At 65.0% G+C, this 24,644-nt stretch carries 23 protein-coding genes and 4 tRNA genes; 13 read left to right on the top strand and 14 right to left on the bottom strand.

The features are described 5' to 3' along the window. Positions 1-3: 3 nt before the first annotated feature. The 5 genes from ACE3QW_RS23025 to ACE3QW_RS23005 form a co-directional block, all read right to left on the bottom strand. Complete coding sequence (locus ACE3QW_RS23025) at positions 4-909, bottom strand: tetratricopeptide repeat protein (RefSeq protein WP_051679249.1); 906 nt, start codon at positions 907-909, stop codon at positions 4-6. A gap of 491 nt (positions 910-1,400) precedes the next feature. Next, positions 1,401-4,190 (bottom strand): valine--tRNA ligase, encoded by a 2,790-nt coding sequence (locus tag ACE3QW_RS23020; RefSeq protein WP_374254273.1) that lies wholly within the window; start codon positions 4,188-4,190, stop codon positions 1,401-1,403. Positions 4,191-4,362: 172 nt separating this feature from the next. Continuing rightward, complete coding sequence (locus ACE3QW_RS23015; RefSeq protein ID WP_250167529.1) at positions 4,363-4,755, bottom strand: DUF2497 domain-containing protein; 393 nt, start codon at positions 4,753-4,755, stop codon at positions 4,363-4,365. Between the two features lie 611 nt (positions 4,756-5,366). Further along, positions 5,367-6,755 (bottom strand): TolC family outer membrane protein, encoded by a 1,389-nt coding sequence (locus ACE3QW_RS23010; RefSeq protein ID WP_029558559.1) that lies wholly within the window; start codon positions 6,753-6,755, stop codon positions 5,367-5,369. A 157-nt stretch (positions 6,756-6,912) separates the two neighbouring features. After that, the gene (locus tag ACE3QW_RS23005; RefSeq protein WP_250167527.1) at positions 6,913-7,575 is read right to left on the bottom strand and encodes a protein-L-isoaspartate O-methyltransferase; all 663 of its coding nucleotides are present in this window, start codon (positions 7,573-7,575) and stop codon (positions 6,913-6,915) included. 243 nt (positions 7,576-7,818) lie between these two features. On the opposite strand from ACE3QW_RS23005, the gene ACE3QW_RS23000 reads away from it, so the two are divergent. Next, positions 7,819-8,274 (top strand): group III truncated hemoglobin, encoded by a 456-nt coding sequence (locus ACE3QW_RS23000; RefSeq protein ID WP_029558561.1) that lies wholly within the window; start codon positions 7,819-7,821, stop codon positions 8,272-8,274. A 50-nt stretch (positions 8,275-8,324) separates the two neighbouring features. On the opposite strand, the gene ACE3QW_RS22995 is transcribed toward ACE3QW_RS23000, so the two are convergent. Next, positions 8,325-10,010 (bottom strand): fibronectin type III domain-containing protein, encoded by a 1,686-nt coding sequence (locus ACE3QW_RS22995; protein WP_374254269.1) that lies wholly within the window; start codon positions 10,008-10,010, stop codon positions 8,325-8,327. A 419-nt stretch (positions 10,011-10,429) separates the two neighbouring features. Between ACE3QW_RS22995 and ACE3QW_RS22990 the strand changes: the two genes are divergently transcribed. From ACE3QW_RS22990 to ACE3QW_RS22970, 5 genes are all read left to right on the top strand, one after another. Then, entirely contained in the window at positions 10,430-11,410 is a 981-nt protein-coding gene (locus ACE3QW_RS22990; RefSeq protein ID WP_374254267.1) for a glycosyltransferase family 2 protein, read from the top strand. 83 nt (positions 11,411-11,493) lie between these two features. After that, a tRNA-Cys gene (locus tag ACE3QW_RS22985) sits at positions 11,494-11,567 on the top strand. 169 nt (positions 11,568-11,736) lie between these two features. Then, positions 11,737-13,587: an ABC transporter ATP-binding protein gene (locus tag ACE3QW_RS22980; protein ID WP_374254265.1), complete on the top strand. Its 1,851-nt coding sequence runs from the start codon at positions 11,737-11,739 to the stop codon at positions 13,585-13,587. 123 nt (positions 13,588-13,710) lie between these two features. Then, a tRNA-Asn gene (locus tag ACE3QW_RS22975) sits at positions 13,711-13,786 on the top strand. 242 nt (positions 13,787-14,028) lie between these two features. Further along, positions 14,029-14,105: transfer RNA gene (locus ACE3QW_RS22970), tRNA-Pro, on the top strand. A gap of 28 nt (positions 14,106-14,133) precedes the next feature. Here the strand turns inward: ACE3QW_RS22970 and ACE3QW_RS22965 are convergent. Continuing rightward, the gene (locus tag ACE3QW_RS22965) at positions 14,134-14,280 is read right to left on the bottom strand and encodes a hypothetical protein (protein ID WP_197023028.1); all 147 of its coding nucleotides are present in this window, start codon (positions 14,278-14,280) and stop codon (positions 14,134-14,136) included. A 210-nt stretch (positions 14,281-14,490) separates the two neighbouring features. On the opposite strand from ACE3QW_RS22965, the gene ACE3QW_RS22960 reads away from it, so the two are divergent. Continuing rightward, positions 14,491-14,775, top strand: a complete 285-nt coding sequence (locus ACE3QW_RS22960; RefSeq protein WP_024278987.1) for a hypothetical protein — start codon at positions 14,491-14,493, stop codon at positions 14,773-14,775. Positions 14,776-14,965: 190 nt separating this feature from the next. On the opposite strand, the gene ACE3QW_RS22955 is transcribed toward ACE3QW_RS22960, so the two are convergent. Further along, positions 14,966-15,820 carry a transporter gene (locus tag ACE3QW_RS22955; RefSeq protein ID WP_374254262.1) on the bottom strand — a complete coding sequence of 285 codons (855 nt, stop codon included), beginning with the start codon at positions 15,818-15,820 and terminating at the stop codon, positions 14,966-14,968. A gap of 557 nt (positions 15,821-16,377) precedes the next feature. Here ACE3QW_RS22955 and ACE3QW_RS22950 point away from each other — a divergent pair. From ACE3QW_RS22950 to ACE3QW_RS22940, 3 genes are read left to right on the top strand one after another with little or no spacing between them, the layout of a single operon-like run. Then, complete coding sequence (locus ACE3QW_RS22950) at positions 16,378-17,214, top strand: hypothetical protein (protein WP_250167479.1); 837 nt, start codon at positions 16,378-16,380, stop codon at positions 17,212-17,214. A 54-nt stretch (positions 17,215-17,268) separates the two neighbouring features. Continuing rightward, positions 17,269-17,886 carry a chromate transporter gene (locus ACE3QW_RS22945; RefSeq protein ID WP_374254260.1) on the top strand — a complete coding sequence of 206 codons (618 nt, stop codon included), beginning with the start codon at positions 17,269-17,271 and terminating at the stop codon, positions 17,884-17,886. Beyond that, positions 17,883-18,431 (top strand): chromate transporter, encoded by a 549-nt coding sequence (locus tag ACE3QW_RS22940; RefSeq protein ID WP_024278983.1) that lies wholly within the window; start codon positions 17,883-17,885, stop codon positions 18,429-18,431. The genes ACE3QW_RS22945 and ACE3QW_RS22940 overlap by 4 nt, the downstream gene beginning before the upstream one ends. A gap of 11 nt (positions 18,432-18,442) precedes the next feature. Here ACE3QW_RS22940 and ACE3QW_RS22935 read toward each other — a convergent pair whose 3' ends face one another. The 3 genes from ACE3QW_RS22935 to ACE3QW_RS22925 form a co-directional block, all read right to left on the bottom strand. Further along, positions 18,443-18,964, bottom strand: coding sequence for a DUF192 domain-containing protein (locus tag ACE3QW_RS22935; RefSeq protein ID WP_374254258.1), 522 nt, complete (start codon positions 18,962-18,964; stop codon positions 18,443-18,445). After that, positions 18,964-19,539: a cold-shock protein gene (locus ACE3QW_RS22930; protein ID WP_024278981.1), complete on the bottom strand. Its 576-nt coding sequence runs from the start codon at positions 19,537-19,539 to the stop codon at positions 18,964-18,966. Before ACE3QW_RS22930 ends, ACE3QW_RS22935 begins: the two co-directional genes overlap by 1 nt. Before the next feature lie 99 nt (positions 19,540-19,638). After that, a complete protein-coding gene (locus tag ACE3QW_RS22925; protein ID WP_374254256.1) occupies positions 19,639-20,409 on the bottom strand; it encodes an NAD-dependent deacetylase in 771 nt (256 codons plus the stop codon). Between the two features lie 67 nt (positions 20,410-20,476). On the opposite strand from ACE3QW_RS22925, the gene ACE3QW_RS22920 reads away from it, so the two are divergent. Further along, complete coding sequence (locus ACE3QW_RS22920) at positions 20,477-20,899, top strand: VOC family protein (RefSeq protein WP_024278979.1); 423 nt, start codon at positions 20,477-20,479, stop codon at positions 20,897-20,899. Positions 20,900-21,084: 185 nt separating this feature from the next. Then, positions 21,085-21,159: transfer RNA gene (locus tag ACE3QW_RS22915), tRNA-Glu, on the top strand. 104 nt (positions 21,160-21,263) lie between these two features. On the opposite strand, the gene ACE3QW_RS22910 is transcribed toward ACE3QW_RS22915, so the two are convergent. The 3 genes from ACE3QW_RS22910 to ACE3QW_RS22900 form a co-directional block, all read right to left on the bottom strand. After that, positions 21,264-21,704, bottom strand: a complete 441-nt coding sequence (locus tag ACE3QW_RS22910) for a hypothetical protein (RefSeq protein WP_374254254.1) — start codon at positions 21,702-21,704, stop codon at positions 21,264-21,266. A 170-nt stretch (positions 21,705-21,874) separates the two neighbouring features. Next, positions 21,875-22,822, bottom strand: coding sequence for a pentapeptide repeat-containing protein (locus ACE3QW_RS22905; protein ID WP_374254252.1), 948 nt, complete (start codon positions 22,820-22,822; stop codon positions 21,875-21,877). A 116-nt stretch (positions 22,823-22,938) separates the two neighbouring features. Next, positions 22,939-23,541: a recombinase family protein gene (locus ACE3QW_RS22900; protein WP_374254250.1), complete on the bottom strand. Its 603-nt coding sequence runs from the start codon at positions 23,539-23,541 to the stop codon at positions 22,939-22,941. Positions 23,542-23,667: 126 nt separating this feature from the next. Between ACE3QW_RS22900 and ACE3QW_RS22895 the strand changes: the two genes are divergently transcribed. Continuing rightward, entirely contained in the window at positions 23,668-24,429 is a 762-nt protein-coding gene (locus tag ACE3QW_RS22895; protein ID WP_374254248.1) for a hypothetical protein, read from the top strand. The last annotated feature ends 215 nt before the right edge of the window (positions 24,430-24,644 follow it).

Raw genomic sequence — 24,644 nt, 5'->3', positions numbered from 1 at the left:
ATCTCAGCGCTTCGCCGTCTTCAGCCACACTTCCAGATAGCCGAGCGCCTTCTCGCGCTCGTCCGGCGTCGCCTCGGCGAAAGCCTGCTCGTGGGCGTTCACCACCCACTTGTCCTCAGGACGAACGGCGGAATCGCGGGCCAACGTCAGCCACATCAGGCCACGGGCCCGCTGGCGGGGCACGCCCTCGTCACCGCGGAAGAGCAGCACGCCGAGAGTCGCCTGGGCCTCGTACTGGCCCTTCTGAGAAGCGAGCGTCAGCCAGCGGCCGGCGTTGCGCGCGTCGCGGGGGCCGCCGACGCCTTCAAGATAGAGCTTGCCGAGCTGGTACTGCCCGTCCGCGTCGCCGAAGTAGGAGGCGGCATAGGAGAACATGTCCCGCGCCCGGGAGGGATCGCGCTTCACCCCGGCGGAGGGGATGCCCACGAGATAATAGGAGCCCAGCGCCACGAAGGCATTGGCGACGAACCGCGACTGAGCAGTGCCGGGATAGTCCTCGGCGTGGCTGCTGGCGATCTTCTGGAAATATTCGAACGCCTTGGCGTCGTCGCGCTTGACGCCGTCACCGTCCATATAGATGCGGCCGAGCTTCCACTGGGCCATGGCGTGGCCCTGCGCGGCCGCATAGCCGAGGGCGTCGATGCCCTTGGCGGTCTGGCCGGCGCGGAGCGCCTGCGCCCCGGTGCGGAAGGCTTCGTCCACGGGGCGAACCTGCGGCGCCAGCGGCACGTTGGCCGGCGGCGTCAGCGGCTGCATCTCGTAGGGCTGGAGGGTCTGCGCGGTGCCGTCGAAGGCATGGGCGCGGCCGGCCGCAAGACCGGCCACGGCGAGGAAGAGCACGCCGGTAATCGCGGCAGGCACGCGCACCCGGCGCGGGCGGCGGCGCGACGCGCTCGCCGTCCCGTTCATCGCGCCCCGAAATGTCCCGTGTGTCGCAACCGAATTCATGATGGACGGAAGGTGAACTGACGCGGCGGCAATATCGGGGCCGAGGAAAGGCCGAGCAGCGGCACCTCTGAGGCGACCTTTCGGGCGAAGCCCGGCGCCGCCCGCCGGGGCATCCTCTCGCCATGTGCAACGACCGTCCATCAGGACCCACCTCAGGCGCGGCGGCCGGAAACACATTCCGGGTTACGCTCACCGCAGCGCGTTGAGGTTCGATTTCATGTCGTTTTGTGGCGAGTTCGCGGCGTAAGGCCCCTACGGGAACCCAGCACGTTCAAAGGATCGGGAGTGTGTCTTCTCTGTCACAATAACAGGCGCCAAGACCCTGCAAGAAGGCGGCCGGAAAGTTCAAGTCTTAACCATGATCAAGACGGTCGGCAAAAACTGAGGCGCGGCGGCAACACTTGCCCCCGCGCCTCGGCCACTCGCCATTGACGTTTCGGAAAGCCGCGCCCTCAGGCACCAGCGGAGAGCTGGCTGATGGCGGCCCGGACCTTCTCCTTGCGCAGGACGTATTCCTCGCGCTTCTCGCGCTCGGCTTCCACCACCTCTTCCGGCGCTCGGGCGACGAAGCTCTCGTTGCCGAGCTTGGCGTCGATGCGGGCGACCTCCTGGTCGAGCTTGCCCTCTTCCTTGCGCAGGCGGGCCAGCTCCGCGCCGAGGTCGACCACGCCGGCGAGCGGCAGAGCCACCACTTCGCCCCGGACCACCATTTGCACCGAGCTGGCGGGCACCTGATCGGACACAGAAACGTCGGACAGGCGGGCGAGGCGGCGGATGGCGTCATCCCAGGCGGCCACGCGCGCGGTCGTCTCCGCGCCGGGCTGCACCAGCACGAGGGGCACCTGCGCGCCAGCCGGCACGTTCATCTCCGCCCGCACGGAGCGGATCTCGGTGATGAGGTCCACCACCCAGCCCACCTCGGCCTCGGCGTCGGGCGCCTCGAGGCCAGTCAGGTCCGGCCACGGCGCCAGCGCGAGCAGGCTGGTGCGCGCCGGCCCCTCCTTGCCGGTCTCCGACCACAATTCCTCGGTGAGGAACGGCATGAACGGGTGCAGCAGGCCCATGGCCACGTCGAGCACATAGGCGGTGGCGGCGCGGGTCTCGTCCTTCGCCGCGCCGTCGGGGCCGGAGAGCACGGGCTTCGCCAGTTCCAGGTGCCAGTCGCACACCACGTTCCAGATGAAGCGGTAGACCGCGCCGGCTGCCTCGTTGAAGCGATAGGCGAGGATCGCCTCGCTCACCTCTGACGACGCACGCGCGGCCTCGCCGATGATCCAGCGGTTGAGGGTGCCCTCCACCTTCGCCGGATCGAACCCGTCCGCGCGCACGCAGCCGTTCATCTGGGCGAACCGGACCGCATTCCAGAGCTTGGTCGCGAAGTTGCGGTAGCCCTCGACGCGGGAGGTGGCGAGCTTGATGTCGCGTCCCTGCGCCGCCATGGCGGCAAGTGTGAAGCGCAGGGCGTCCGCGCCGTACTTCTCCACCAGGTCGAGCGGGTCGATGACGTTGCCCTTGGACTTCGACATCTTCGCCCCCTTCTCGTCGCGGACGAGGGCGTGGATGTAGACGTCCTTGAACGGCACTTCGCCGTCCATGAAGTGCAGGCCCATCATCATCATCCGGGCGACCCAGAAGAAGATGATGTCAAAGCCCGTCACCAGCACGCTGGTGGGATAGAACTTCTTCAGCTCGGCCGTCTCGTCGGGCCAGCCCATGGTGGAGAAGGGCCACAGGGCGGACGAGAACCACGTGTCCAGCACGTCCTCGTCGCGGGTGAGGAACCCTGCCCGCTTGTCCGCATCGTCGATCAGCGCCTGCGCCTCCTCGGGCGACAGGCTCTCATTGCCGACATTGTGGGCCAGCGCCTCCTCGAAAGCCTGATCCTCGTCCTCGGCGACGAAGACGTTGCCGAAGGGGTCGTACCAGGCCGGGATCTGGTGGCCCCACCAGAGTTGGCGCGAGATGCACCAGGGCTGGATGTTCTCCAGCCACTCGAAATAGGTCTTTTCCCAGTTCTTCGGCACAAAGGTGGTGCGCCCCTCGCGCACCGCCGCCAGCGCCGGCTGGGCGAGGGTCTTGGCGTCCACGTACCACTGGTCGGTCAGCCACGGCTCGATGACCACGTTGGAGCGGTCGCCGTGGGGCACCATGTGGGTGTGCGGCTCGATGGTCTCCAGCAGCTCCAGCGAGGTGAGCAGCTCGACGATGTGCTTGCGCGCGGCGAAACGGTCCATGCCCGCCAGATGGCTGAGCACGCCCGCTGCGTCCGGCAGGTCCACATAGGCCTCGGGCCGCTCGGCGTAATCGTCCTGGATACCCTGCGGGTCGATCCGCGCCTCGGCATCGAGCACGTTGATCATCGGCAAATCGTGCCGGCGCCCCACGTCGAAGTCGTTGAAATCGTGCGCCGGGGTGATCTTCACCGCGCCGGAGCCCTTCTCGGGATCGGAATACTCATCCGCGACGATGGGGATACGCCGGCCCATCAGCGGGAGGATGACGTGCTTGCCGATGAGGTCGCGATAGCGCTCGTCGTCCGGATGCACCGCCACCGCCGTGTCGCCGAGCATGGTCTCGGGACGGGTGGTGGCGACGACGATGAAGCGGTCCTTCTCGCCCTCGATGGGATAGCGCAGGTGCCAGAGATTGCCCTTCACCTCCACCTGCAGCACCTCAAGGTCCGAGATGGCGGTGATCAGCTTGGGGTCCCAGTTGACGAGGCGCTTGTCCTTGTAGATCAGCCCCTCGCGATAGAGCTGCACGAACACCTTGAGGACGGCGCGGGAGAGCCCCTCATCCATGGTGAAGCGCTCGCGCGACCAGTCGCAGGAGGCGCCGAGCTTCTTCAGCTGGTTGACGATGGTGCCGCCCGATTCGGCCTTCCACGCCCACACCTTCTCGATGAAGGCCTCGCGGCCGAGGTCGCGGCGGCCGGGCAGCTTCTGGGCGGCGAGCTGGCGTTCCACCACCATCTGGGTGGCGATGCCGGCGTGGTCGGTGCCCGGCTGCCAGAGCACGTCCTTGCCGCGCATGCGCTCGAACCGTGCCAGCACGTCCTGCAACGTGTTGTTGAGCGCGTGGCCCATGTGCAGGGAGCCGGTGACGTTCGGCGGTGGGATGACGATGGAGAAGCCTTCCGCGTCCTTGCGCTCGGGACGGCCGCAGCGGAACGCGCCGGCATTTTCCCAGCGATCGGCGATGCGATCTTCAACGGCGGCGGGATCGAAGACTTTTTCCAGCATGAACGGGACTCCGCGGCGCCGCTCGGCCGTCGCCGGCGCAGCGCGCCGGGCCGGCTCCGCGTCCGCTGTGGTCGGAACGGGTCAGCCGGCGTTTAAGCCGGACGCACGGTCCGGCGTCAACACGCCGGCCGCACGGGAATGGAAAGAGAGGTGTGTGGCGAGGCCCGCGGGCCTAACGCTGGCGGCGGGCGACGCGCTCGATCTCGGCCCGCACCAGATCCTCGACGATGGTCGGCAGATTGGCGTCCAGCCAGTCCTTGAGCATGGGGCGCAGAATCTCCTTCACGAGATCTTCCACCGTGCGCTCCTTCTGCGGCAGCAGAACGTCGCCGAGATTGCGGAAGGCGGCCATCACCGCAGCATCCGCATTGGCAGAGAGCAGGTCGCGACGGCGCACGCTCTCCGCGGGATGGCCATCGCCGGCCGGCTGCACCGGACGATGGTCCTCGAAAGCGGAAGACGCCGGCTGCGGTCGCAGGGGCCGCGGCTGGGGCTGGGCCGCGGCAGGCTCGTGGCGATCTTCCATTTCCTCCACCGGATGGTCGGGATAGGTCGGCTGCTGCACCGGGCGCGGTTCTGCGCGCTGTGACGCGGGAGGAGGCTCGTGGCGGGCTTGACGCAGGGCAGCGGCGGCCTCGGCGAAGACCGCTTCATCCTGTTCATCCAGCCACGGACGTTGCTGCCTTGCGGGCGCTTCTGCGGCAGGACGCTCGCCGGCGGGACGCACAGGCGCTGCCGGACGTGACGCGGGCCGCGGCGCCGCCGCATAGGCCCCGGCAACCGGAGCGGCCTCTCGCGGAGCTGGACGGCGGGGAATAGGTGGCGGCTCAGGCGGCGCCTGCCGCTGCGCCACCACACGGGGCTCCGGCGGACGGCGGGGGCGCCCATCGCCGGAAGGCGGATTTTCGCCGCGGCGGGGAGCAGCCTCGGCGTGCGCCGCCGGCTGCTCGTCATCCGCCATGATGCGGCGAATGGAGGCCAGGATTTCTTCCATCGACGGTTCCTGCACCTTGGGGCTCGCAGCCATGTCCCGACCTCGGCCGAAGACGAACCGGCGGACATCCGTATGCGGAAACTATCCGCACACGGAAGCCGACGGAGAGAATCGCCAGTTGTAGAGGGAGTATGGCACCGCCTCAGTTGGCAGCAACAACTGTCGCAGGGGCGTCTTGGGGATTATTTGCCGTCAGGCGTGCGAACACCGGCCCAGCTGTCGCGCACCTGATTGTAATGCACGCGAGGGTCGTAATAATTCACCTTCAGACCCAGCGACAGGGCATCCAGCCGGCCGATGGTGGAGATCAGCGCATAGGCGGCCACCACCCGGTCGCGCTGCGCGACGACCAAGGACGACTGCGAGTTGGTGAGGTCGCGCTGGGCGTTCAGCACGTCGGTGGTGGTGCGCTGGCCGACCCGCCATTCCTCGCGGACGCCCTCAAGGGCGAGCGTGTTGGCGGCGACGGACGCCTGAGCCGCCTGAATCTGTGCCTTCGCGGCCTCAAGTGCCCCCCAATACTGCACGGCCTGGGCGCGGATGGTGTCGCGGTTCACGTCCACCTCGATACGCGCCTGCGTCAGCAATTCCTTGGCCTGACGGATGTTCGCGTACTCGACGCCGCCCTGGTAGATCGGCACCGAGAGATTGAGCGTCACCGCAGCGCCGGACTGGGAGTCGACCGAGAAGTTCTGGTCGTAGGACTGGGAGAGCTGGCCCTGAAGCGAAAGGTTCGGCGCCAAGCCGCCCTCCGCGACTTTCACCTGGAACATCGCCGCGTCCACGGCGAATTCGGACGCCTTGACGGCTGGGTGATTGCTGAGGCCGGTGGAGATCACCTTGTCCACGGATCCCGGCAGCGTGGCCTCAATCGAGCGCGGCGTGGTGAGCTTGCCCGGCTCGACGCCGATCACCTGCCGATAGTTCGCGCGGGCCGTGGAAAGGTTCGCGACCGCCTGGCTCACCTGATACTGCGCATCCGCCACCCGGGCTTCGGCCTGGGCCACGTCGGTACGGGTCACCTCACCCACGTTGAAGCGGTCGCGCGTCGCGCGCAATTCCTGCTGGAACGCGGCCAGACTCTGCTTTTGCAGTTCAAGAAGGGCGATGGCCTGAATGACGTTCATGTAGGCCGTGACGCCATTCAGCATCACCGTCTGCTCGGTGTTGCGCAGCGTCTCGCGCGATCCCCGCACCTGCGACTCGGCGTTGCGGGTCTGGTTGGCGGTGACGAAGCCGTTGAACAGCGTGTAGGCCGCATTGAGCGCGAACGCGCGCGGCCAGAGCCACCCGCTCGTCTTGACGCCGGAAGCCTGCTGCTTGGCAAATTCCGGCCCGGCCTGCGCGGTGGCGTTCAGGGTCGGGCGATAGCCGGACAAGGCCTGCGGCACGGTTTCGTCCGTGGCGCGGGTTCCTGCGCGCTGGGCGTTCAGCGTGGGGTTGTTTGTGTAGGCCATGGCCAGCGCCTGATCCAGCGACTGGGCAGACGCGACACCCATAGCCAAAGCAAAGACACTGACGCCCGCCAAACATGCAACACCGCTTCGGCGAATGCGCTTTGCAACCGACATCCCAATCTCCCGATCCGACACGGCCATGCAGACTCGCCGCACCGACTCTGCCGCGCGGTAACTTTTCGGTAAGATATCGGTCCCGCTCCCGATCCGAAACCGATCGGTTCGATGGAAGCGGCGTTTTCGGCCTACCGCGGCAAACGCGCCACAGTGGTCAGAAAGTGAAGCGGGGCGCGGCCTTGAAGCCGGGAAGCGCGGGAACGGCGGCGTTGAAGGCGACCCGCTCGCTCACGGAACCCGCCACCTTGGTAAACACGCAGGCCTTGCCCGCCCCGCCGTGACCAACGACGGCGACAAGGCGTCCGCCTTCCTTCACCTGATCGAACAGGGCGGCCGGCACCTCGTCCACCGAGCCGTTGAGGAGGATGAGGTCGTAGGGGGCTTCCGCCTTCCAGCCCGCGTTCAGCGGGCCCTGCATCACCGCGACGTTGGCGACGCCGATCTCGGCGAGCGTGGCGGTGGCTGTGGCGGCGAGGCCGGCATCTTCTTCCACGGCCACGACCTGCTGGGCGAGGCGGGAGAGAACGGCGGCCGAATAGCCGGTGCCGCCGCCGATATCGAGCACGTGGTCATGCTCCTGCACGTCCGCCTCCTGGATGAGGCGCGCGAGGATCATGGGCTCGATGAGGTAGCGGGTCGGGCTGCCGGAGGTCAGAGCGAGGTCATCGTCGATATAAGCGAGCGACTTGAGCTGGGCCGGAACGAAAAGCTCGCGGGGGATTTCCAGCATCGCACCGACGATGCCCGGGTCGGTGACGTTGTTGGTGCGCACCTGGCTATCCACCATGCCGCGGCGCAGCTCGACGTAATCGATCATTTTCCCGTCTCCGGCCATCCCCTTGGCCCGGGGCGCTCAGCGGAGGCGTGTCCCGTGCCGTCGGGCTCAAGAGCCATATTGCCGCCCCTTTTGCAAGGCGCCCCTCGGGAACGGCGGCTGCGCGGACGGGCTCATGTGGCCGCAAGTCGCATGGTTCCCGGCCGGCAGCGGCGGGAGTGTCCTCCACCCTGACGAACGCGCGGATCGACCCGCGCACCGGCCGCAGCCGAGGAGGCGCGACGCATGACGGCAACCAACACCCCCTCCCCGCCTGCATCGCAGGAACCGCAGCCCGAGGGGCTCGACGAAGCCGCGGTCCGTCGTCTGGTCCATACCTTCTATGCGCGCGTTCAAAAGGACGCCCTGCTCGGCCCCATCTTCGGCGGTCGCATCGCCGACGAGGCCTGGCCGGTCCATCTCGCCAAGATGTGCGACTTCTGGTCCTCGGTGCTGCTGAAGTCCGGCCGCTACGAAGGCCGCCCCCTGCCGCCGCACCTGGCGCTCGGCAGCGATGCGGGCGAACCGCAATTCGCGCGCTGGCTCGCCCTGTTCCGCCCGACCGCCCTTGAGGTGCTGCCACCCGATGCGGCCCAGCAGGCCATCGCCCATGCCGAGCGGATGGCGCACAGCTTCCGCCTCGCCATCGCCTTCCACAAGGGCGAGGACACCACGCGCATCATCCCGTACGGCAACAGCTGAGCGGAAGGCGGAGCCTGCGGGAGAACCCGCCCCCGCCTTCCCGGCGTGCATCAGAGTTGCTTGTCAGTGGTGCTGATGAACTTCATGCCGCTCGCGGCTTCGAGGTTGGCAAGCGCCGCGTCGATGACAGAGAAGATGGTCGCCCGGGCCGTTGCCTTGCTCAGGTCAAGCTTGGCCGAGCTTGCGACCTTGAGCTTGGTGAGCGCCGACGAGAACGCCGCGCTCGCCTGCGCTGCGGTGTAGAACTGCGCGGGGTTGGTGCCGTTGGAATAGGACAGGGTCTGGGCAACCCTCGAGAAAACGTTGGCCAGCGCGCTCATGTTGAAGACGACGCTGTTGGTCGGCGTGGTCTTCAGGGACGGGCTCGTGGTCGGGATCGGGTTGTTGTAGAGCTGGTCCAGGTAATAATGGACCTGATACGGATACTGAACGTAGGTATCCGAGCTTCCCCAGGCCGAACTATAGTTGTTCACCGATGTCACGGTCGCGGCCGTCGCCGTGGCGCCGAGATTGCTGTAGCGGGACACGAGCGGTCCGTAGAAGCCCTGATTGTAGGCGACGTTCAGGATCACATCGAGGAAGCTGTTCGGCAGCGTCGTGAAGTTCTTCAGCGCCGTATCGAAGGCCGGCTCCCACGGGGTGGTCCAGCCTCCCGCGCCCTTTCCGGTGACGTTCAGCGCAACGAGGTCGTTGTAGTGGAAGTAGGCCACCAGGGCCGGGCCATAGTATTTGTTGTTGAAGGAGGCCGGCGTCGCCTTGGTGTATTGTGTGGCCGCATTGGCCATGGTGAAGCCGATGTTCTTCTGGATCGCCACATAATTTATGAGCGAATGGCCCTTGGGCTGGTAGCTGCCGGAGACCATGTCGGCGGCATAGTTGTTGATCTGGTACGGCCCGCCCTGGCCGACGCCCATGACCGCCTGCTGGTTTGCATTCGGATCGATGAGGTCGCTGCTCGACTTATAGTATTGGGTCGCGATATTTTCCTGAAGCAGCTGGGCGAAGATCGATCCGTAGAGATAGTCCTTGTTGTACTGGATGCCGGGAAAGCCTTCATCGATGAGATGGCCCAGCAGCACGCCGGCGACGATATTTGACATGATCAGGTCGTCGTAATTCCCACCTGTGAGGGTGAGCGAGTCCTGGGCGGTGCCGACACCCAGCAGCAGATGGAAATTGATCGTCCCTGTGCTGGCCGTGCTGGGCGGCGGGCCGCTGAGGGTGGTGACGGTGACCGGCGCCGATTTGGCTGACGCACCGACCGAATCCACCGCTGCAACGGCAAAGCTGTAGGAGGTGAGCGGCGTCAGGCCCGACACCGTCACGCTGGCGCCGGCCGAGGTCGTCGTCAGGGTGCCATTCACATAGATCTGGTAGCCCGATATGGTGCAGTTCGCGACCGTGACCGGGGTCCATGTCAGCGTCGTCGCGTTGCCGGTGGTGCCGGACGCGGCAAGGCCCTTGGGGACCGGCGGCACGGCGGTGCAACTGGAGCACGATCCGGACTGGGTCCACGGCTGCCCGGTGCCTGATCCCCCATTGTTGGTGGCGGGGTCCTGATTCTGGGTCCACCAATTGGCGCGATAGATGATGCCATTCTCGCTGGCCTGCGCGCCCGCCGTGTAGACCGATGACGAGTTCCAGGCTGCGGGGCAGGACTGGGCCCATGCCGATCCTGCTAGCCATGGGGTGAAGGCGGACACCAGTGCGATGGACGTGGCGTGAAGGATTCTCATGGCAGCCCCCGATTTGACAGCCCTTTGGGCGGTACCGGTATAGGGCACTCCACGCTTGTGTCGATAGCTGAAAATGATGCGGCTTAGTAACGCCCGGCGCGGTGGAGAGATTTCGCCTTGGATCTATGGGCTGTGGCCGCCATTTACCACTTTCGATACCTTCTGACGCTGCGATCTATATACACAATTGGAAGTTGCGCTGCATTCGGAGCCTCGCCGCAACCGTCACGGGGGTGATTCCATTTTGTGACGGCGAGCCCCTTTTCCGGGACGTGCTGGAAAGCACTTTAAGCCCGACGAAACCGGCCGATGCGGTACTCGGAACCGCCCGCCCCCCTCGACGCACATTCTTCCCTTGGGTAAAAGGGAACGGTAGGCCATTGGTTCGCCGATGCGAGCGCTGACGAGGAAGCCGCCGATTGTCGATTAGGATTGCTGCGGTCATTCCACTCTATAATGGCGCGCCGTTCATTGGAGCTGCGCTCCACAGCGTACTGGGCCAGACCCGACCGGCTGATGAAGTGATCGTCGTCAACGACGGCTCCACCGACGAGGGCCCCGCCATCGTCGAGGAGATCGCGCGTCATCATCCCGTGCGCCTGCTGCACAAGCCGAATGGCGGGCAGTCGTCCGCGCGCAATCTGGCCATTCGCTCGACCACGTGTTCCCACATCGCGCTGCTGGATCAGGACGACATCTGGTACGAGGATCATCTGGCGGCGCTTCACCAGCCGTTCGCCGACGCCGAGATTCGTCGACTCGGTCTGGTTTACGGCAACCTCGACCAGATCGACCGGAACGGCCGTCTCATTACAGAGCATTGCCTGGATCAGGTCCCCACGCCGCATCCCAAGCGGTCCCTGATGCAGTGCCTGCAACACGACATGTTCATCCTGCCGGGCGCTTCGCTGGTGGACCGGCAGGCCATGCTCGACGCCGGCCTGTTCGACGAGCGCCTGTCCGGCTACGAGGACGACGACCTGTTCGTCCGCCTGTACTCCATGGGCGTGAAGAGCTGCTATCTCGACAAGTCCGTCACCATGTGGCGCATCTATCCGGAATCGACCTCCTTCAGCGCCCGCATGGGGCGCTCGCGGATGATCTATTTCCACAAGCTCATTGAGGCGCATCCGGACGAACCCCGCCTCGGGCTCTTCTGGGGCCGGGATGTGATTGCCCCCCGCTTCACCAGCATCCTGCGCAGCGAGTTCCTGCAGGCATCGAAGGCCGCCGACTTCGCCCGCGCCCTGCGCGCCTGGGACGACCTTAAAACGGTAGCGCCCCACATGAAGAAAAGTGTGCAGATGCGGATCAGGCTTGTGGGACCGCTGATCGAGGCCACGCTCGCCGGACCGTTGACCAGTGTCGCCCGCCGGCTCCTGCGGCACGCCCTGCGCTGACCCACCGCGTTTGCGAAGACGGGGACAATCCGAACCGGTGCTTGCGCGGTCTGGGCGAACGCCTTAAGAACACGCGCTCGTGAGGCCACGTGGCGGAGTGGTTACGCAGCGGACTGCAAATCCGTGTACGGGGGTTCGATTCCCTCCGTGGCCTCCAGTTCCCGCGAAGCTCCCGGAATGGAAGCTCCTGGAATGACCGAGCTTCTGCCCCATATGCGGCGCTGCGCTGCAGCATGCTCTCGGGCCGGAAAGTTGACTTAGCCTCTTGCTGGCAGTTCATGGGGACACCGAAGCGGTCCCGCATCCGGACGCCGCCGGAGATGTACATGAACGCGAAAGCCGCCCAGCGCCACGGGCCTCCGCCCTCTTCGGACGAGACCAATGCCGTCCTGCGGCGCCTCCTCCTGTCCGATGGCCGCAAGCACTGGAAGGGCTATGTGCTGGCCTTCGTCTTCATGGGCACCATGGCCGCCTGCACGGCCGGCCTCGCCTATCTGATGAACGATGCCGTCAACGCCATCTTCGTGCATCCCACGCCGGCGGCGGTGTGGGCGGTATCCGGTATCGTGATGGTGCTTTCCATCATCAAGGGCGCCTCAGCCTACGGGCAGAGCATCACCATGGCCCGCATCGGCAACCGGGTGGTGGCGGACAACCAGAAGCGCGCCTTCGACCGGCTGATGCTTCAGGACGCCGCCTATTTCGGCCATCGCCACACGGCGGAAATCACCACCCGCTTCACCGCCGGCGCCGCCGGCGCGCGCGGTGCTCTGGACCTGATCGTCACCAGCATCGGCCGCGACTTCCTCTCGCTGGTGATGCTGGCCGGCGTCGCCTTCGTGCAGGATCCCTTCCTGGCCATCATCGCCCTCGTGGTGATGCCGGCGGCGGTGCTGGGCACGCGCAAGCTCATCAAGAAGGCCAAGACCATCTTCACCACCGGCTTCACCTCGGGCGTGAAGCTGTCCTCCATCGTCATGGAGGTGTTCCAGGGCATCCGCACGGTGAAGGCCTATACGCTTGAGCCGGTGATGCGGGAGCGCACCCACAAGTTCATCGACGACGTGGAGATCAACGCCAACCGCCTCGTGCGCACCCAGGCCAAGTCCAGCCCCCTGATGGAGACGCTGGGCGGCCTCGCCATCGGCGGCGTGATTCTCTACGCGGGATATAATGTGATCGAGCTCGGCCGTTCGCCGGGCCAGTTCTTCTCGGTGCTCACCGCCCTGCTGCTGGCCTACGAGCCCGCCAAGCGGCTGTCGCGCCTGCATGTGGAGCTGGTCAGCCACGTTATGGGCGCACGCATGCTGTTCGATCTGCTGGACGCGCCCGCACCCGACGCCGACTCCCCCGGTGTCGGCGCCCTGCCCCGCCCCCGCGGCCGGGTGGAGTTCAAGGACGTGGTGTTCGCCTATCGCCCCGGCGAGAACGTGCTGCGCAGCCTGGATCTGGTGGCGGAGCCCGGCCGGACGACTGCGCTGGTCGGCCAGTCCGGCGGCGGCAAGACCACCATCATCAATCTGATCGAGCGCTTCTACGATCCCCAGTCCGGCGCCGTGCTGATCGACGGCGTCGACACCCGCACCGTCTCCCGCACCTCCGTGCGGGCCTCGGTGGCCCTGGTGAGCCAGGACGTCTACCTGTTCTCGGGCACAGTCCGGGAGAACATCGGCTTCGGCCGACCGGGCGCATCGGAGGAGGAGATCGTCGCGGCGGCCAAGGCGGCCCATGCCCATCCCTTCATCATGGGCTTCGAGCACGGCTACGACACGTTCGTGGGCGAGCACGGGGCGCAGCTCTCCGGCGGGCAGCGCCAGCGCATCGCCATCGCCCGCGCCTTCCTGAAGAACGCGCCCATCCTGCTCCTCGACGAGGCCACCGCCGCCCTCGATTCCGAATCGGAAGCCGAGGTGCAGAAGGCGCTGGCGGAACTCGCCCACGAGCGCACCACCATCGTCATCGCCCACCGCCTCCAGACCGTGGTGCGCGCCGACCGCATCTGCGTGATCGAGGGCGGCCGCGTGGTGGAGAGCGGCACTCATGACGAGCTGATCGCCCGTCGCGGTCGCTACTACGGATTCTATTTCGCCCAGTTCGCCCACGAGAGCGAAAATGCCGGCTCCAGCGTAAGCGGCACGGCAGAGTCCGGTCCGGAAGGCGATTTGTTGCGCGCTTGAAAATCCAGCACCGGCGCCACTTTGCGCGCCGGTGCGGCAACTTCCCCCGGAAAAGCGCGTGTTACGGCTTCACAAGCGGCGATGTGGTTGCTATATCGCCGGCCTCGGTCGCGAGACCCACGGTCCCTGATAGCTCAGTTGGTAGAGCGTTCGACTGTTAATCGAATGGTCGCAGGTTCGAGTCCTGCTCAGGGAGCCACTTCTACCTCCGCCCCGAAAAGCCCATCGCCCGCGAGGCTTCAACAGGCGATTGCACGCGGAGCGTGATCTTCGGACGCTCCGTGGCGCTGCTGGATCCGGGCCGGAATGACCTCCGGGACTTCTCCGGGACTTTGCGTCACGAACCGCCCGAAACGTCCACCTTGCATTCTCCTAATGGGTGCCTCGCCCCTTGCGCCCCCCGTCCTGAAAATGTAGCAACGAAGCCGTTCGGCGGAATGTCGGAGCATAGCGCAGCCTGGTAGCGCATCTGCTTTGGGAGCAGAGGGTCGCAGGTTCAAATCCTGCTGCTCCGACCACCCTCCGCCGCCCTTCCCCGCCGCAGGCTCAGCGGCCGGGCGGATCGACCTTCACCCCGTTGGGGCCGATCTCGATCTGCATGGTGTTCCGGTCGCGCTCATAGGCCTGATAGGCGAATACCCCACCAACCACGACGAGAATCGCAATCACGCCGTAGAGGACATTGCGCGGCATCTGTGTGCTCCTGTTGCTGCTTCGCTGACTGGAGCTGCAACGCCCCCGCTTTCCCGATTGTTCCGCTAAAGCCGGGGGAGGGCTAATCTTCCCGGGCGGTGTGACGGCACCGGGGGATGCGACTCACCCGGCTCCGGGATGGTCTCGCGGCATCAGGCTCAGGCGGCAGGATTGCGTCGCCGGGCGGGATTTCGGGAAAGGACGATTGCAATGGCTTCGGATACGGAGCTTGCCGAGTGGCTCGGCTCGATGCTCAAGGCGGTGGGCACCACGCAGGCCCACACCATGGTGCAGCATTACATCCTGCGCGATATCGTCACCCAGCTCGCCGGGCAGCAGGACCGCCCGGACGGCTTCATCGCCGACATGTTCGAGCGCGTGAGCGGTCTCGTCGATCAGTGCGAGCTTGCGGGCAAGCCGGACATCGAAGCCGAGATGCGCTGGTACGCGGAGACGTTCTTCACCTCCATCGGCAAGACGCTGGAGCCCAAATAGGTCGCCGGGACCAGGTGGGGCACAGGCACGACCTCGCCTCCGCGCGCGAGGGCTCGCCGACCGTTCTGCGACGAAGGGGGTCGGCGTCTCGGGCCACGGAGGCGGATCGGCCGCGCCGCCCCTGGATGGAGGCCCGGCCTCGCTCATGGCCAGACCTCCCTCGTGAGGAGGCCTGGCCGCTTCACGAGCTCTATTTGTGCAGCAGCGCGGTCTGCTGGGTCGACGCAGGCGGGTTCCAGAGCGGAACGATGATGCGGCCCCACAGCCGTGTATCGTTGCCACCGTAGTTCTGCTCATAGACGTCGGTGGTGAGATAAGCTTGCAGGATCACGGGACCAAAATCGTAGCCGACAAGGCCACCGATCGCGAACTGGCTCTGCTTCTGGTAAAATGGGATGGGATTGTTCAGGTCGGTGGAGTAATAGGCCACCGGTCCGATCTCGAACTTGCCGAACTTCTTGGTGGCGGTCAGATCGACGTTCAGGAAGTTCGGGTTGATCGTATTGCTCACGCCGTTTGCCTGGATGCCCCAGATGGCGTTTGCCGTCAGATTCCAGCCATCCGCCGTGTAGCTGAGGGCAAAACGCTGGTTGAACGAGGTTGAATCGAAGGCCACTCCCGTATTCACGCCGAGATAGAAGCCGGCCATGTAGCTGAAGCCGAAGCCGTTCCCCAGATCCCAGGCGACCTGAGCGGCGAAGAACGGATTATAAAAGCCGGAAGTATAGTCTCCGTTCTGCACGCCCACGCCGACAACCGGCACGGCAGTCAGAAGCTGTAGCCGCCCGCCGAACAGGAATACCGGAGTAGCCCAGGCCAGAACGGGAATATCCACGCCGACGCAGGTGCTGTCGGGCGAAGTATTGCGGCAGCCATAGTCAGCCGTATTCACGGCATATACGCCTTCCGGCAGCGGCGCGCCGGCAGCCAGACCAACCGTTTCACCTGGCTGGGTCACGGAGCCGGCGTGTGCGGGCAGGGATTCGGGCAGCAAGGCTACCGCAGACAAAGCGGCTACGGCCGCCATTCTTGCGAATGTCGTCATTTTTTCCTCCGAAAGGCGGAGCCCATCACCGCCGTCCCAACGGCGGGGCTCATCGCTGGCGCTTCCTCAGGCGCTAATGCGCCGCTCTCTTTTCGGTCCAAGGCGTCGAGGCCCTGGACGAGATCACTGCACGGCCCGCGAACGGGCGCGTGCATCGTGGACACTTCGGACAACGGCCCGGAGTGCAGAGGCATCAACTGGGGAATGCTAACGGCAGCGTGTCACGACCTTAGCGGTGCGGGGATCAATCCCAGGCGCCGCTCGGGACCTTCGAGGATGACCGGTATCCCTTGTCCGGGTCCTTGAAGCCGAAGCGGCGTCAACGTTAGCCCAATTTAAGGGCACGCAATACTATTCGAGCGGTTCATCCGCCCAAATCGGACGCAAACGCGTGCGATGTGACGTTCGCGCAACAGTTTCGGAACGTCGCCGGTGCCCGGTTGCGGGCAGGACATGGCGAGGCAGTAGACATCCGGTCGCAGGCGACGGAAGGTGTGCGCCTTATCGGATTCTGGGGTCCCAACGAATCCGAGGTTACGCAAAGTGAGCACGACGCCATGCTCGACATCCACTATCGTGAATACAAGATTCTGCTCCGGCCGCAGCAATTCTACTCGCCCAAGCGTTTCGAGGATTACTGGAATGAAGTGAAGGCGGTCGCCAAGAAGCACGGGGTGGGCGTGGTCACCAACAAGGACGCCTTTCACCGGCAGGTCCGCGAAGTGCTGTTCTATGATACCCCGGACTTCGACCTCTACCGCAACTCCTTCATCCTGCGGAAGCGCACCTTCTACGACGACGGCTGGCCGCGCCCGGAGCATGAACTTGCCCTGAAGTACCGCAGCCCGGATCGGGAGAAGGCCACGGCGGTGGAGATGGCTCCCCGCATCACCGGCGCGGTCCAGGTGAAGTTCAAGGAAGAAATTCTTCCCCTCAAGGAAGAGTTGGGCGGCATCCGCTCGCTCTATTCCCACAATTGCATCATTACGTCGCTCGGTGCCGTGCTGAGCCCGGCATTGAAGAACATCATGTCCATATTCCCCTCCATGTCGGCGGTGGATGCGGATGGGGATTCCCAGATCGACCTCGTGAACAGCATGGCTGTGGAGGAAATCCAGGTGGACCCCGGCCACTTCGATTTCGGCCACGGCTACGAGGCGAAGGCGACCATCGCCATCTGGCGCAACCGCGCGTCCGAGCAGTCGCTGGTGGGGGAATTCGCCTTCCAGGCGAAGTTCGACCACTACAGCGAGGTCAACGACAAGGCGAAGCGCCTCTCCGAGGACTTCTTCCGCGACGTTCAGAACATGGCGCCCGAATGGGTGCAGCTCGGCACCACCAAGACCGCCATGGTCTATGGCATCGGTGCCAAGGAAGTCGCGCACTCCGAATAGGGGTCATGGCGGGCCCAACAGGCCCGCTCACCTTCACCCTCCCGGCGAAAATCCATGAGCGTCAAAGAGCCGCCGATCCCAGCACCACCTCCCGAGCCCGGCGCCCCGCAAGGCGCGGCCGCAACGCAGGTTTCCATCCTGGAAATCTTCATCACGTTTCTCATCATTGGCGGCATCAGCTTTGGCGGCGGCGTGGTCGCCTATCTGCGCAACGCGCTGGTGGTGGAAAAGGGCTGGCTGGACGAGGAGGAGTTCCTCACGGCGCTGGAAATTTCCCAGGCCCTCCCCGGCCTCAACGCGACCAACATGAGTGTCATCGTCGGTGACCGGCTGCGTGGTCCGGTGGGCGCGATCGCCGGCTTCCTCGGCATGACGCTGCCGGGCGGCCTTCTCGTGTTCGCGCTCGGCATCTTCTACGTGTCGAACCACGGCAATCCGGCCATGCACGCCATCCTCGCCGGCATCGGTGCCGCCGCCGTGGGGCTGCTCGCGGCGGTGACGGTGCAGATCGGGCACAAGCAGCTGGAGCACCTGCGGGAGATCCTGCTCATCCTCATCACCGTGGTGCTGGTGAGCTTCCTCCACGTCTCGCTGGTGCTGGTGCTGCTCACCGTGCTGCCCCTGGCCCTCTTCATCTACCGTCCCGGCCGCGGAGAGGTCGACGAGCCATGAACAATCCGCACACCGACCTCAGCGTCCTCGGCGTCTTCTCGCTCCTGTCGCTACTCGCCATCGGCGGCGGCACGGCGGTGCTGCCGGAGATGAAGGCGCTGACCATCGACGCTCACCACTGGCTGACCGACAGCCAGTTCCGCGACATCTACAGCCTCGGGCAGGTGGCCCCGGGGCCGAACATGCTGATGGTGATCGTCATCGGCTATCACGTCGCCGGCACGCTGGGGGCGTTCCTCGCCTTCACCGGCTTCTTCCTGCCGGCGTCCGTTCTGGCGCTCGGCTCCTCCCGCCTGTGGAATCATTTCGACGGCTCGCCCTGGCGGCTCGCCTTGCAGATGGCGCTGGCGCCCATCGTCGTCGGGCTGATGGCTGCCGGCACGGTGGCGGTGGCGCGCACCGCCATCACCGGCACCGAGACGACGCTGATCGCCGTGGCGGTGTTCGTCCTCGTCTATTTCGGGCCGAAGATGATCGGGAAAAAGGTCAACCCGGCCCTCTACATCTTCGCCGGAGGGCTGCTTGGCTATCTGACGCTGAAATAGGGGCGCCCCCGCTATTTCGCCGGGAACATGGGGTGGGCAATCTTGTCGCCGGCCTTCAAGCCCTGCCTGCGCGCCTCGCCCCCGCCGATCTCCAGCACCGCCCGCACCGGCTCTCCTGAGGAGATGGTCTCGGTGGAGAGCGGGGTGGTCATGGCGGCGATGCGGGCGATGGAGCCATCGGCACGGATGAACACCATGTCCAGCGGGATGAGGGTGTTCTTCATCCACATGTAGACCGGCTGGTCCACCTTGAAGTCGAACAGCATGCCGCCCCGCTCGGGCAGCGTCTTGCGGCACATGAGGCCCTGGGTGCGCTGCTCGTTGGTGCGCGCGACCTCCACCTGGAAGGCCAGCACGCCCTTGGCGGTGACGATCTCCAGCGGGTCCAGCACCGGGTTGGGATCGATCTTGATCTGGGCGCACTCGGCCTCTGCCGCGCGGGCGACGCCCGGCAGCCCTGCGAGCGGAAACGCGAGGGTGAACGCAAGCGCGATTTTGGCCGCCAGGGCAGCCCGCGACGGAATGTGGCTCATCAATTGTTCCCGCTGGGGCCGCCGTCGGCCTTCACTTCCGCGGCCATCAGGCCCTTGGACCCGTCGCCGTAGCGCACCAGCACGCTCTGGCCGGGGCGCAGTTCGGTGAGGCCGTGACGGCGCAGGGTTTCCATATGGACGAAGATGTCGGGCGTGCCGTCACCCTGGGTGAGGAAGCCGAAGCCGCGCAGCCGGTTGAACCACTTCACCGTAGCCCGCTCGAAGCCGCTGGTGGGCTCCACCACGGCGCGGGTCCGGGGCAAGGCCGGCGCGGTGTGGACCGCGGTCGACAGGTCGAGGGAGAGCACGCGGAAGGCCTGCCGCCCCTTGGTGCGCTCGATGGCCTCGCACACCACGCGGGCGCCTTCCATGGCGGTCTGGAAGCCGTCGCGGCGCAGGCATGTCACGTGAACGAGGACGTCGGGACCTCCGTCGTCCGGCACGATGAATCCGTAGCCTTTCGACGCGTCGAACCATTTGATGGAGCCGGTGACTTCGACGAGCCCGGCAGGCTCCTCGGTCCCCTCCTCCGAGCCGGCGGTCCGTGGCCCCAGCCCCAGTGCGTCAGACCCCATGACCACCCCGAAACTAACGCGCGGCGGCGCACCCGTTGCCGCGGAGAAGGTAGGATAGCAACTGAATGGCGCAACGCCCACCCTCTTCGCGCGCCATTGTCACCCGTCACCGGCAAAGGGCGCGAGCACGTCGCCGATCTCGTCGCGGACCACCAGTTCGGCCATCTCGTCGAATTCCGTGGGCTCGCGGTTGAGGATGATCAGCCGGGCGCCCTTCTGGCGCGCCTTGAGCGGGAAGCCCGCCGCCGGAAACACCACCAGCGACGAGCCGATCACGATGAACAGGTCGCTCACCTTCGCCAGCGCATCCGCCCGCGCCATCTCGCGCTCGGGCATGGCCTGGCCGAAGGAGATGGTGGCCGCCTTCACCGGCCCGCCGCATTCCGGGCAATCGGGGGCGATGCCCCCGGCGGCATCGAACCGCTCCTTCACCCAGGCAAGCTCGTAGCGCGCGCCGCAATCAAGGCAGGTGGCATAGGTGCCGTTGCCGTGCAGTTCCACCAGCGCGTCATCCGGCACCCCGGAGGCCTGGTGCAGGCCGTCGATGTTCTGGGTGATGACGCCGGCGATCCTTCCGCGCCCCAGCAGCCGGGCGAGCGCCCTATGGCCCCGGCCGGGCCGCGCCCCGGCGAACGCCTCCTCCATGGCGAACTTGCGCCGCCACGCCTCGTTGCGCGCGGCCTTGTGGGCGACGAACACGTCGAAGGGAATGGGCTTGTTCTGCGTCCACAATCCGCCGGGGGAGCGGAAATCCGGGATGCCGCATTCGGTGGAGATGCCCGCTCCGGTAAAGGCGACCGCGCGCGCCGACCCGTCCAGAAGTTCACGGAGGCGCTGCTGCGCCCCCTTGAGATCGCCTTCATAGATCATACGTCACCTGCTACTTCACTCCGGCCGGCCCGCCGGCTTGCGCCCCTCATACGGACGAGACCCCCCGATGCGCTTCCTGCACACCATGGTCCGCGTGACCGACATCGACCAGTCGCTGGACTTCTACTGCAACAAGCTGGGGCTCAAGGAGGTGCGCCGCAAGGAGGTGCCGCAGGGTCGCTACACCCTCGTCTTCCTCGCCCCTCCCGGCCAGGAGAACGTGGCCGAGATCGAGCTGACCTACAATTGGGACAAGGAGCCCTATGGCGAGGGCCGCAACTTCGGCCACCTCGCTTTCGAGGTCGAGGACATCTACGGCCTGTGCGAGCGCCTGATGGCCTCGGGCGTCACCATCAACCGCCCGCCCCGCGACGGCTACATGGCCTTCGTGCGCTCCCCCGACAACGTCTCCGTCGAGCTGCTGCAGAAGGGCGGCCCCAAGCCCCCGGCCGAGCCGTGGGCCTCCATGCCCAACACCGGCAAATGGTGAGCGCCTGACACGCCGCTTTTGAGCCGCCGCAACCTCCCGCCGGCGGCCACCTGATCCCGGGCCGCGCCCTCTGCCCACAGGGCAGGAGCGCGCGGCTTTGGATAATTTCCCCACAGGCTTGCAGCCAAGCCGCCCGCCCCCTATAAGGACGCCCTCTCCGGTGGCCAAAACCCCGGAACGGCCGCGCGCCCTTCGTCTATCGGTTAGGACGCCACCCTTTCACGGTGGAGAGAGGGGTTCGACTCCCCTAGGGCGCGCCAGAATACCTCTGTCCAAAATTCTTGTTGAACTTCAAGAAGTTCCCGACCCCCTCCTTGGCTATGGTACCCCAGCCGGGACCCCAAAATGGGACCCCAGGACGGCCTCAGATTTCCTTCGGCACTACCCCCGGCGGCGGGCGAATGAACTCAAACTGCCGCGAGGTTTCTTCCGTTTCACGTGGTCGGACATCCCGCCTCATCGCCCGGATCAGGACGTCGAGCGCCGCTGGCGCCTCCTCCAGCCGGTTGGGATTGCTGGCCATGTTGGCGTCGAAAAAGGCCCAAAGCGCCTCTAGCACGGGCTTGGGTGCGACCAGCAACAATGAGTTCGCCGTGTCGTGGAAGCGGATAATCGTTGCGTTGGTGCTCCGCCCCTCGATCAGCCCGGACGTCGCATCCACAAAATCCTGGTAGCGGATTAATTTTAGCTTCCGCCAGTCGGCTTCCTGTTCCCTGCGTTGTGTCCATCGCGCCGCGAGGAAGGCTGTCATAATGGCCGCAGCGAGGGAAAGGCTGGTTGTCAACAGGATCGTCGGCCAGTCCATAACGGCCTCTCCAAGTTTGCATGCCGGCCCGACCCATCACAGATCGGACAAATAGGTCATCAAAGGGACGGACGAGGAAGCCTCACCCACCCACCAGACAGCCACCCTGTCAATTCGCCCCAGTGGCGAAGCTCATCTGAACTGAAAGACGTTCAAGCCATCCCGTAGGATCACCCCCCTCGTCGGGGAACGCACGCTTCTGGAGCGGGCGCATCCTCCTTCCCCTGCAAGAAAGAACGCCGGCTGGCAGCGCGTCCCGCTTCCGTGCACACCTTCGTCACGGTTACGCCCTGAGGAGGCTGAGTAGTCTGGTCGGCGCAAGCAGAATCGAGTTGAGACTGGGTCAGGTTACTGTTCCGGAGGTCAGCTCCCCGGATATCTGCGTCATTGAATATCGCGCCCGAAAAATTCACTAGAATTTTTGGGCTTTCTGGCGAATCCGATGCAAGCGGGAGGAATTTCTCCAACACTGATAACGCCTCAGCATCCGACACGCTTTGATCAAACGGACGTTTCCCCGCGAGATTTTCAAATGCGACGTACATGGGGCGGGTAATTAGCCCTCGCAGGTCGGCGCCTGAAAAGTCTGCGTCGGAAAACACCCCACCATGTATTGAGGCACCGACGAAAGAGGCAGCCACGAAAGAGCTGCGACTAGCATCCATCTGGAATATGGAGGTCGAATCAAACCGCGATCCATAAGCTTTTGCGTCGTACATCCTGACAGATCCAAGGAAACTATTTATAAATTTTGATCTCGATATATTGACATTATAGAAGCTACTTAAATGAATTGATGTATGACAAAATTGAGAACCTGACAAATTCGACCTATAAATTGTATTTTTAAATCCAAAAGCTGATATAACAGAATTGTTTAAAACAATATCACCAAATAATTGACCTTGGTATGCTAGGAACTCGAGAGATGTTGCTTGCCCAACATCGTGCATAACTCCATTTGAATCGCGAATAATACTCCACGCTAGGGAAATTGCGCCATTGCGACGCACGAATTCCTCCTCCTTGTAGGCGGCGAATTGCAGCCATACTCCAACAGCTGCGGCAATCGCACCTGCCGCGGAGAGAAACCCCGCAAACAACTGAAAAAATCTCATGAACCTCCCCTCCTAGCCGCCTGAACGCCCGATCGGTTAGTGATTGGAGAGCACAGTGTAATAGCGAATCCAAAAGTAAACAGATGTACGAAAGGATGCGCGAGCAATTACGAGCCTCACGCCCCCTCCCCCACCACCCGCTGCACCGCCGACACGCCCACTCCCAGCGTCTTCGCCACCTTCAGCATCCCCATTCCCTGCGCCCGAAGCTCCTTGATCCGGGCCTCCGTCTCGGCGCCCACCGTGGGCCGCCCCAGCTTCTTGCCCTCCGCCTTCGCCCGCGCCAGCCCAGCGTTCACCCGCTCCCGGATCATGGCCCGTTCGTACTCGGCGAACACGCCCATCATCTGGAACATGGCCCGGCCGGAGGGCGTGGTGGTGTCGAGAGCTTGCTGGTGCAGGTAGAGGTCGGCGCCGCGGGCGTGAAGCTCGCCGAGGAAGGCCACGAGGTCCGCCATCGAACGACCCAGCCGGTCCACCGACCACGCGGCCACCATATCCACCTCGCGGCGGGTCACGGCCTTCAGCATGGCGTCATAGCCGGGGCGCTGGTCGCGGCCCTTGGCGCCGGAGATGCCGGCATCCTCGAAGACAGCCGCCACCTCCCAGCCAGCCTTCTCCGCCACGGCTTGAAGCTCGCGGCGCTGGTTCTCGGTGGTCTGTTCGGAGGTGGAGACGCGCAGGTAGAGGGCGACGCGGCGAGCGGTCTTGCGGGACACGGCAGGGGCTCCGGAAGCTGACGATGCCCATACCGATAACAAGTGTTTACAGAATGGGTCAAGTACCCTTCGCAAATCCGCATGGATGCTGGGGCAGAAACGGTGATTTTTGAGGAGGGTTTCGGTATGGGTCTTCTTGCGCCGAACGGCAGAGCAAAGCGCGAAGGTGCGGTGACCACTCCAGGTCGCGATATTCTCTGCCAACGCCAGATTGCGGAGGGGGCAGACTTGGAGCCGATCACGCTCGGGTGGTTATCAGGCGAGGCACTCAAGAAGCTGGGCGGGGTGGCCGTCCAAGGCATCCTACAAGCCATTCTGCGGGGACGGGCAGAACGCGCGAGGGACCTCCTGTTAGAGGAACTGCGACATGGAAGGGCGAACATCGGCCTTGACGCGTCCGACGTGGACGAAGCTGTCGCCGCGTTGTGGCGCTACCTGCGAGCCGCCGAAGAGGGAGCGGCTCGTCTGAACCTGCGGCTGATGGCGTCCGTGATCGACGGGCAATTGGCCGCCAAGGCGTTACATGCTGACCAATTCCTTGCGTGGGCTGATCTCATCGCCTCGCTGAGCAAGGAGGAAGTGATCCTGCTTGCCACCCTGCTCCGTTTCGAAAGGCAGGAACAAGCCCGGCCGAAAAGCGACCCAACACCAAAAGACCAGTACCCCGACAAGAAGGCACGAAGGAAATTGATTGGCTCGGTCTTTGGGTCCGATGAAGAATATTCGCTAACCGCCCAAGCGCTGTTGCGAACCGGCTTGATTGCTGCGAATGCCATCCTCATCAGCAGCGATATCGGCCTTGGCGCGATCTACAGAACCACCTCCCGAATGGCGCTCCTCGCTCGGGTAGCCGACTTTGAAGGTGTCATAGAACGTGAGGTCGGTTGACCAAGACAACTCCCCTCTGCCGTGCCCGTGCGCGATACCGCGTGATGACGCGCGAGGGGGCACGGGGGGTATCCGCTGACGTGACCCCCTTTTCTCATCCAGCCATAACGAGAGTCCTAGGTTGATTTGAGCCTTGGTGGTGGTGGGTGGCAAGAGGCGTCCGCGCGGAGCCTCCAGGCTGCGCAGCGCGGTCGCCGGACTCTCCGGATAAGGCG

Source organism: Xanthobacter sp. (assembly GCF_041911315.1).
GTDB classification, from domain to species: domain Bacteria; phylum Pseudomonadota; class Alphaproteobacteria; order Rhizobiales; family Xanthobacteraceae; genus Xanthobacter; species Xanthobacter aminoxidans.
The sequence above is the reverse complement of the archived record's forward strand: the minus strand, read 5'-3'. Positions and strand labels throughout refer to the sequence as shown.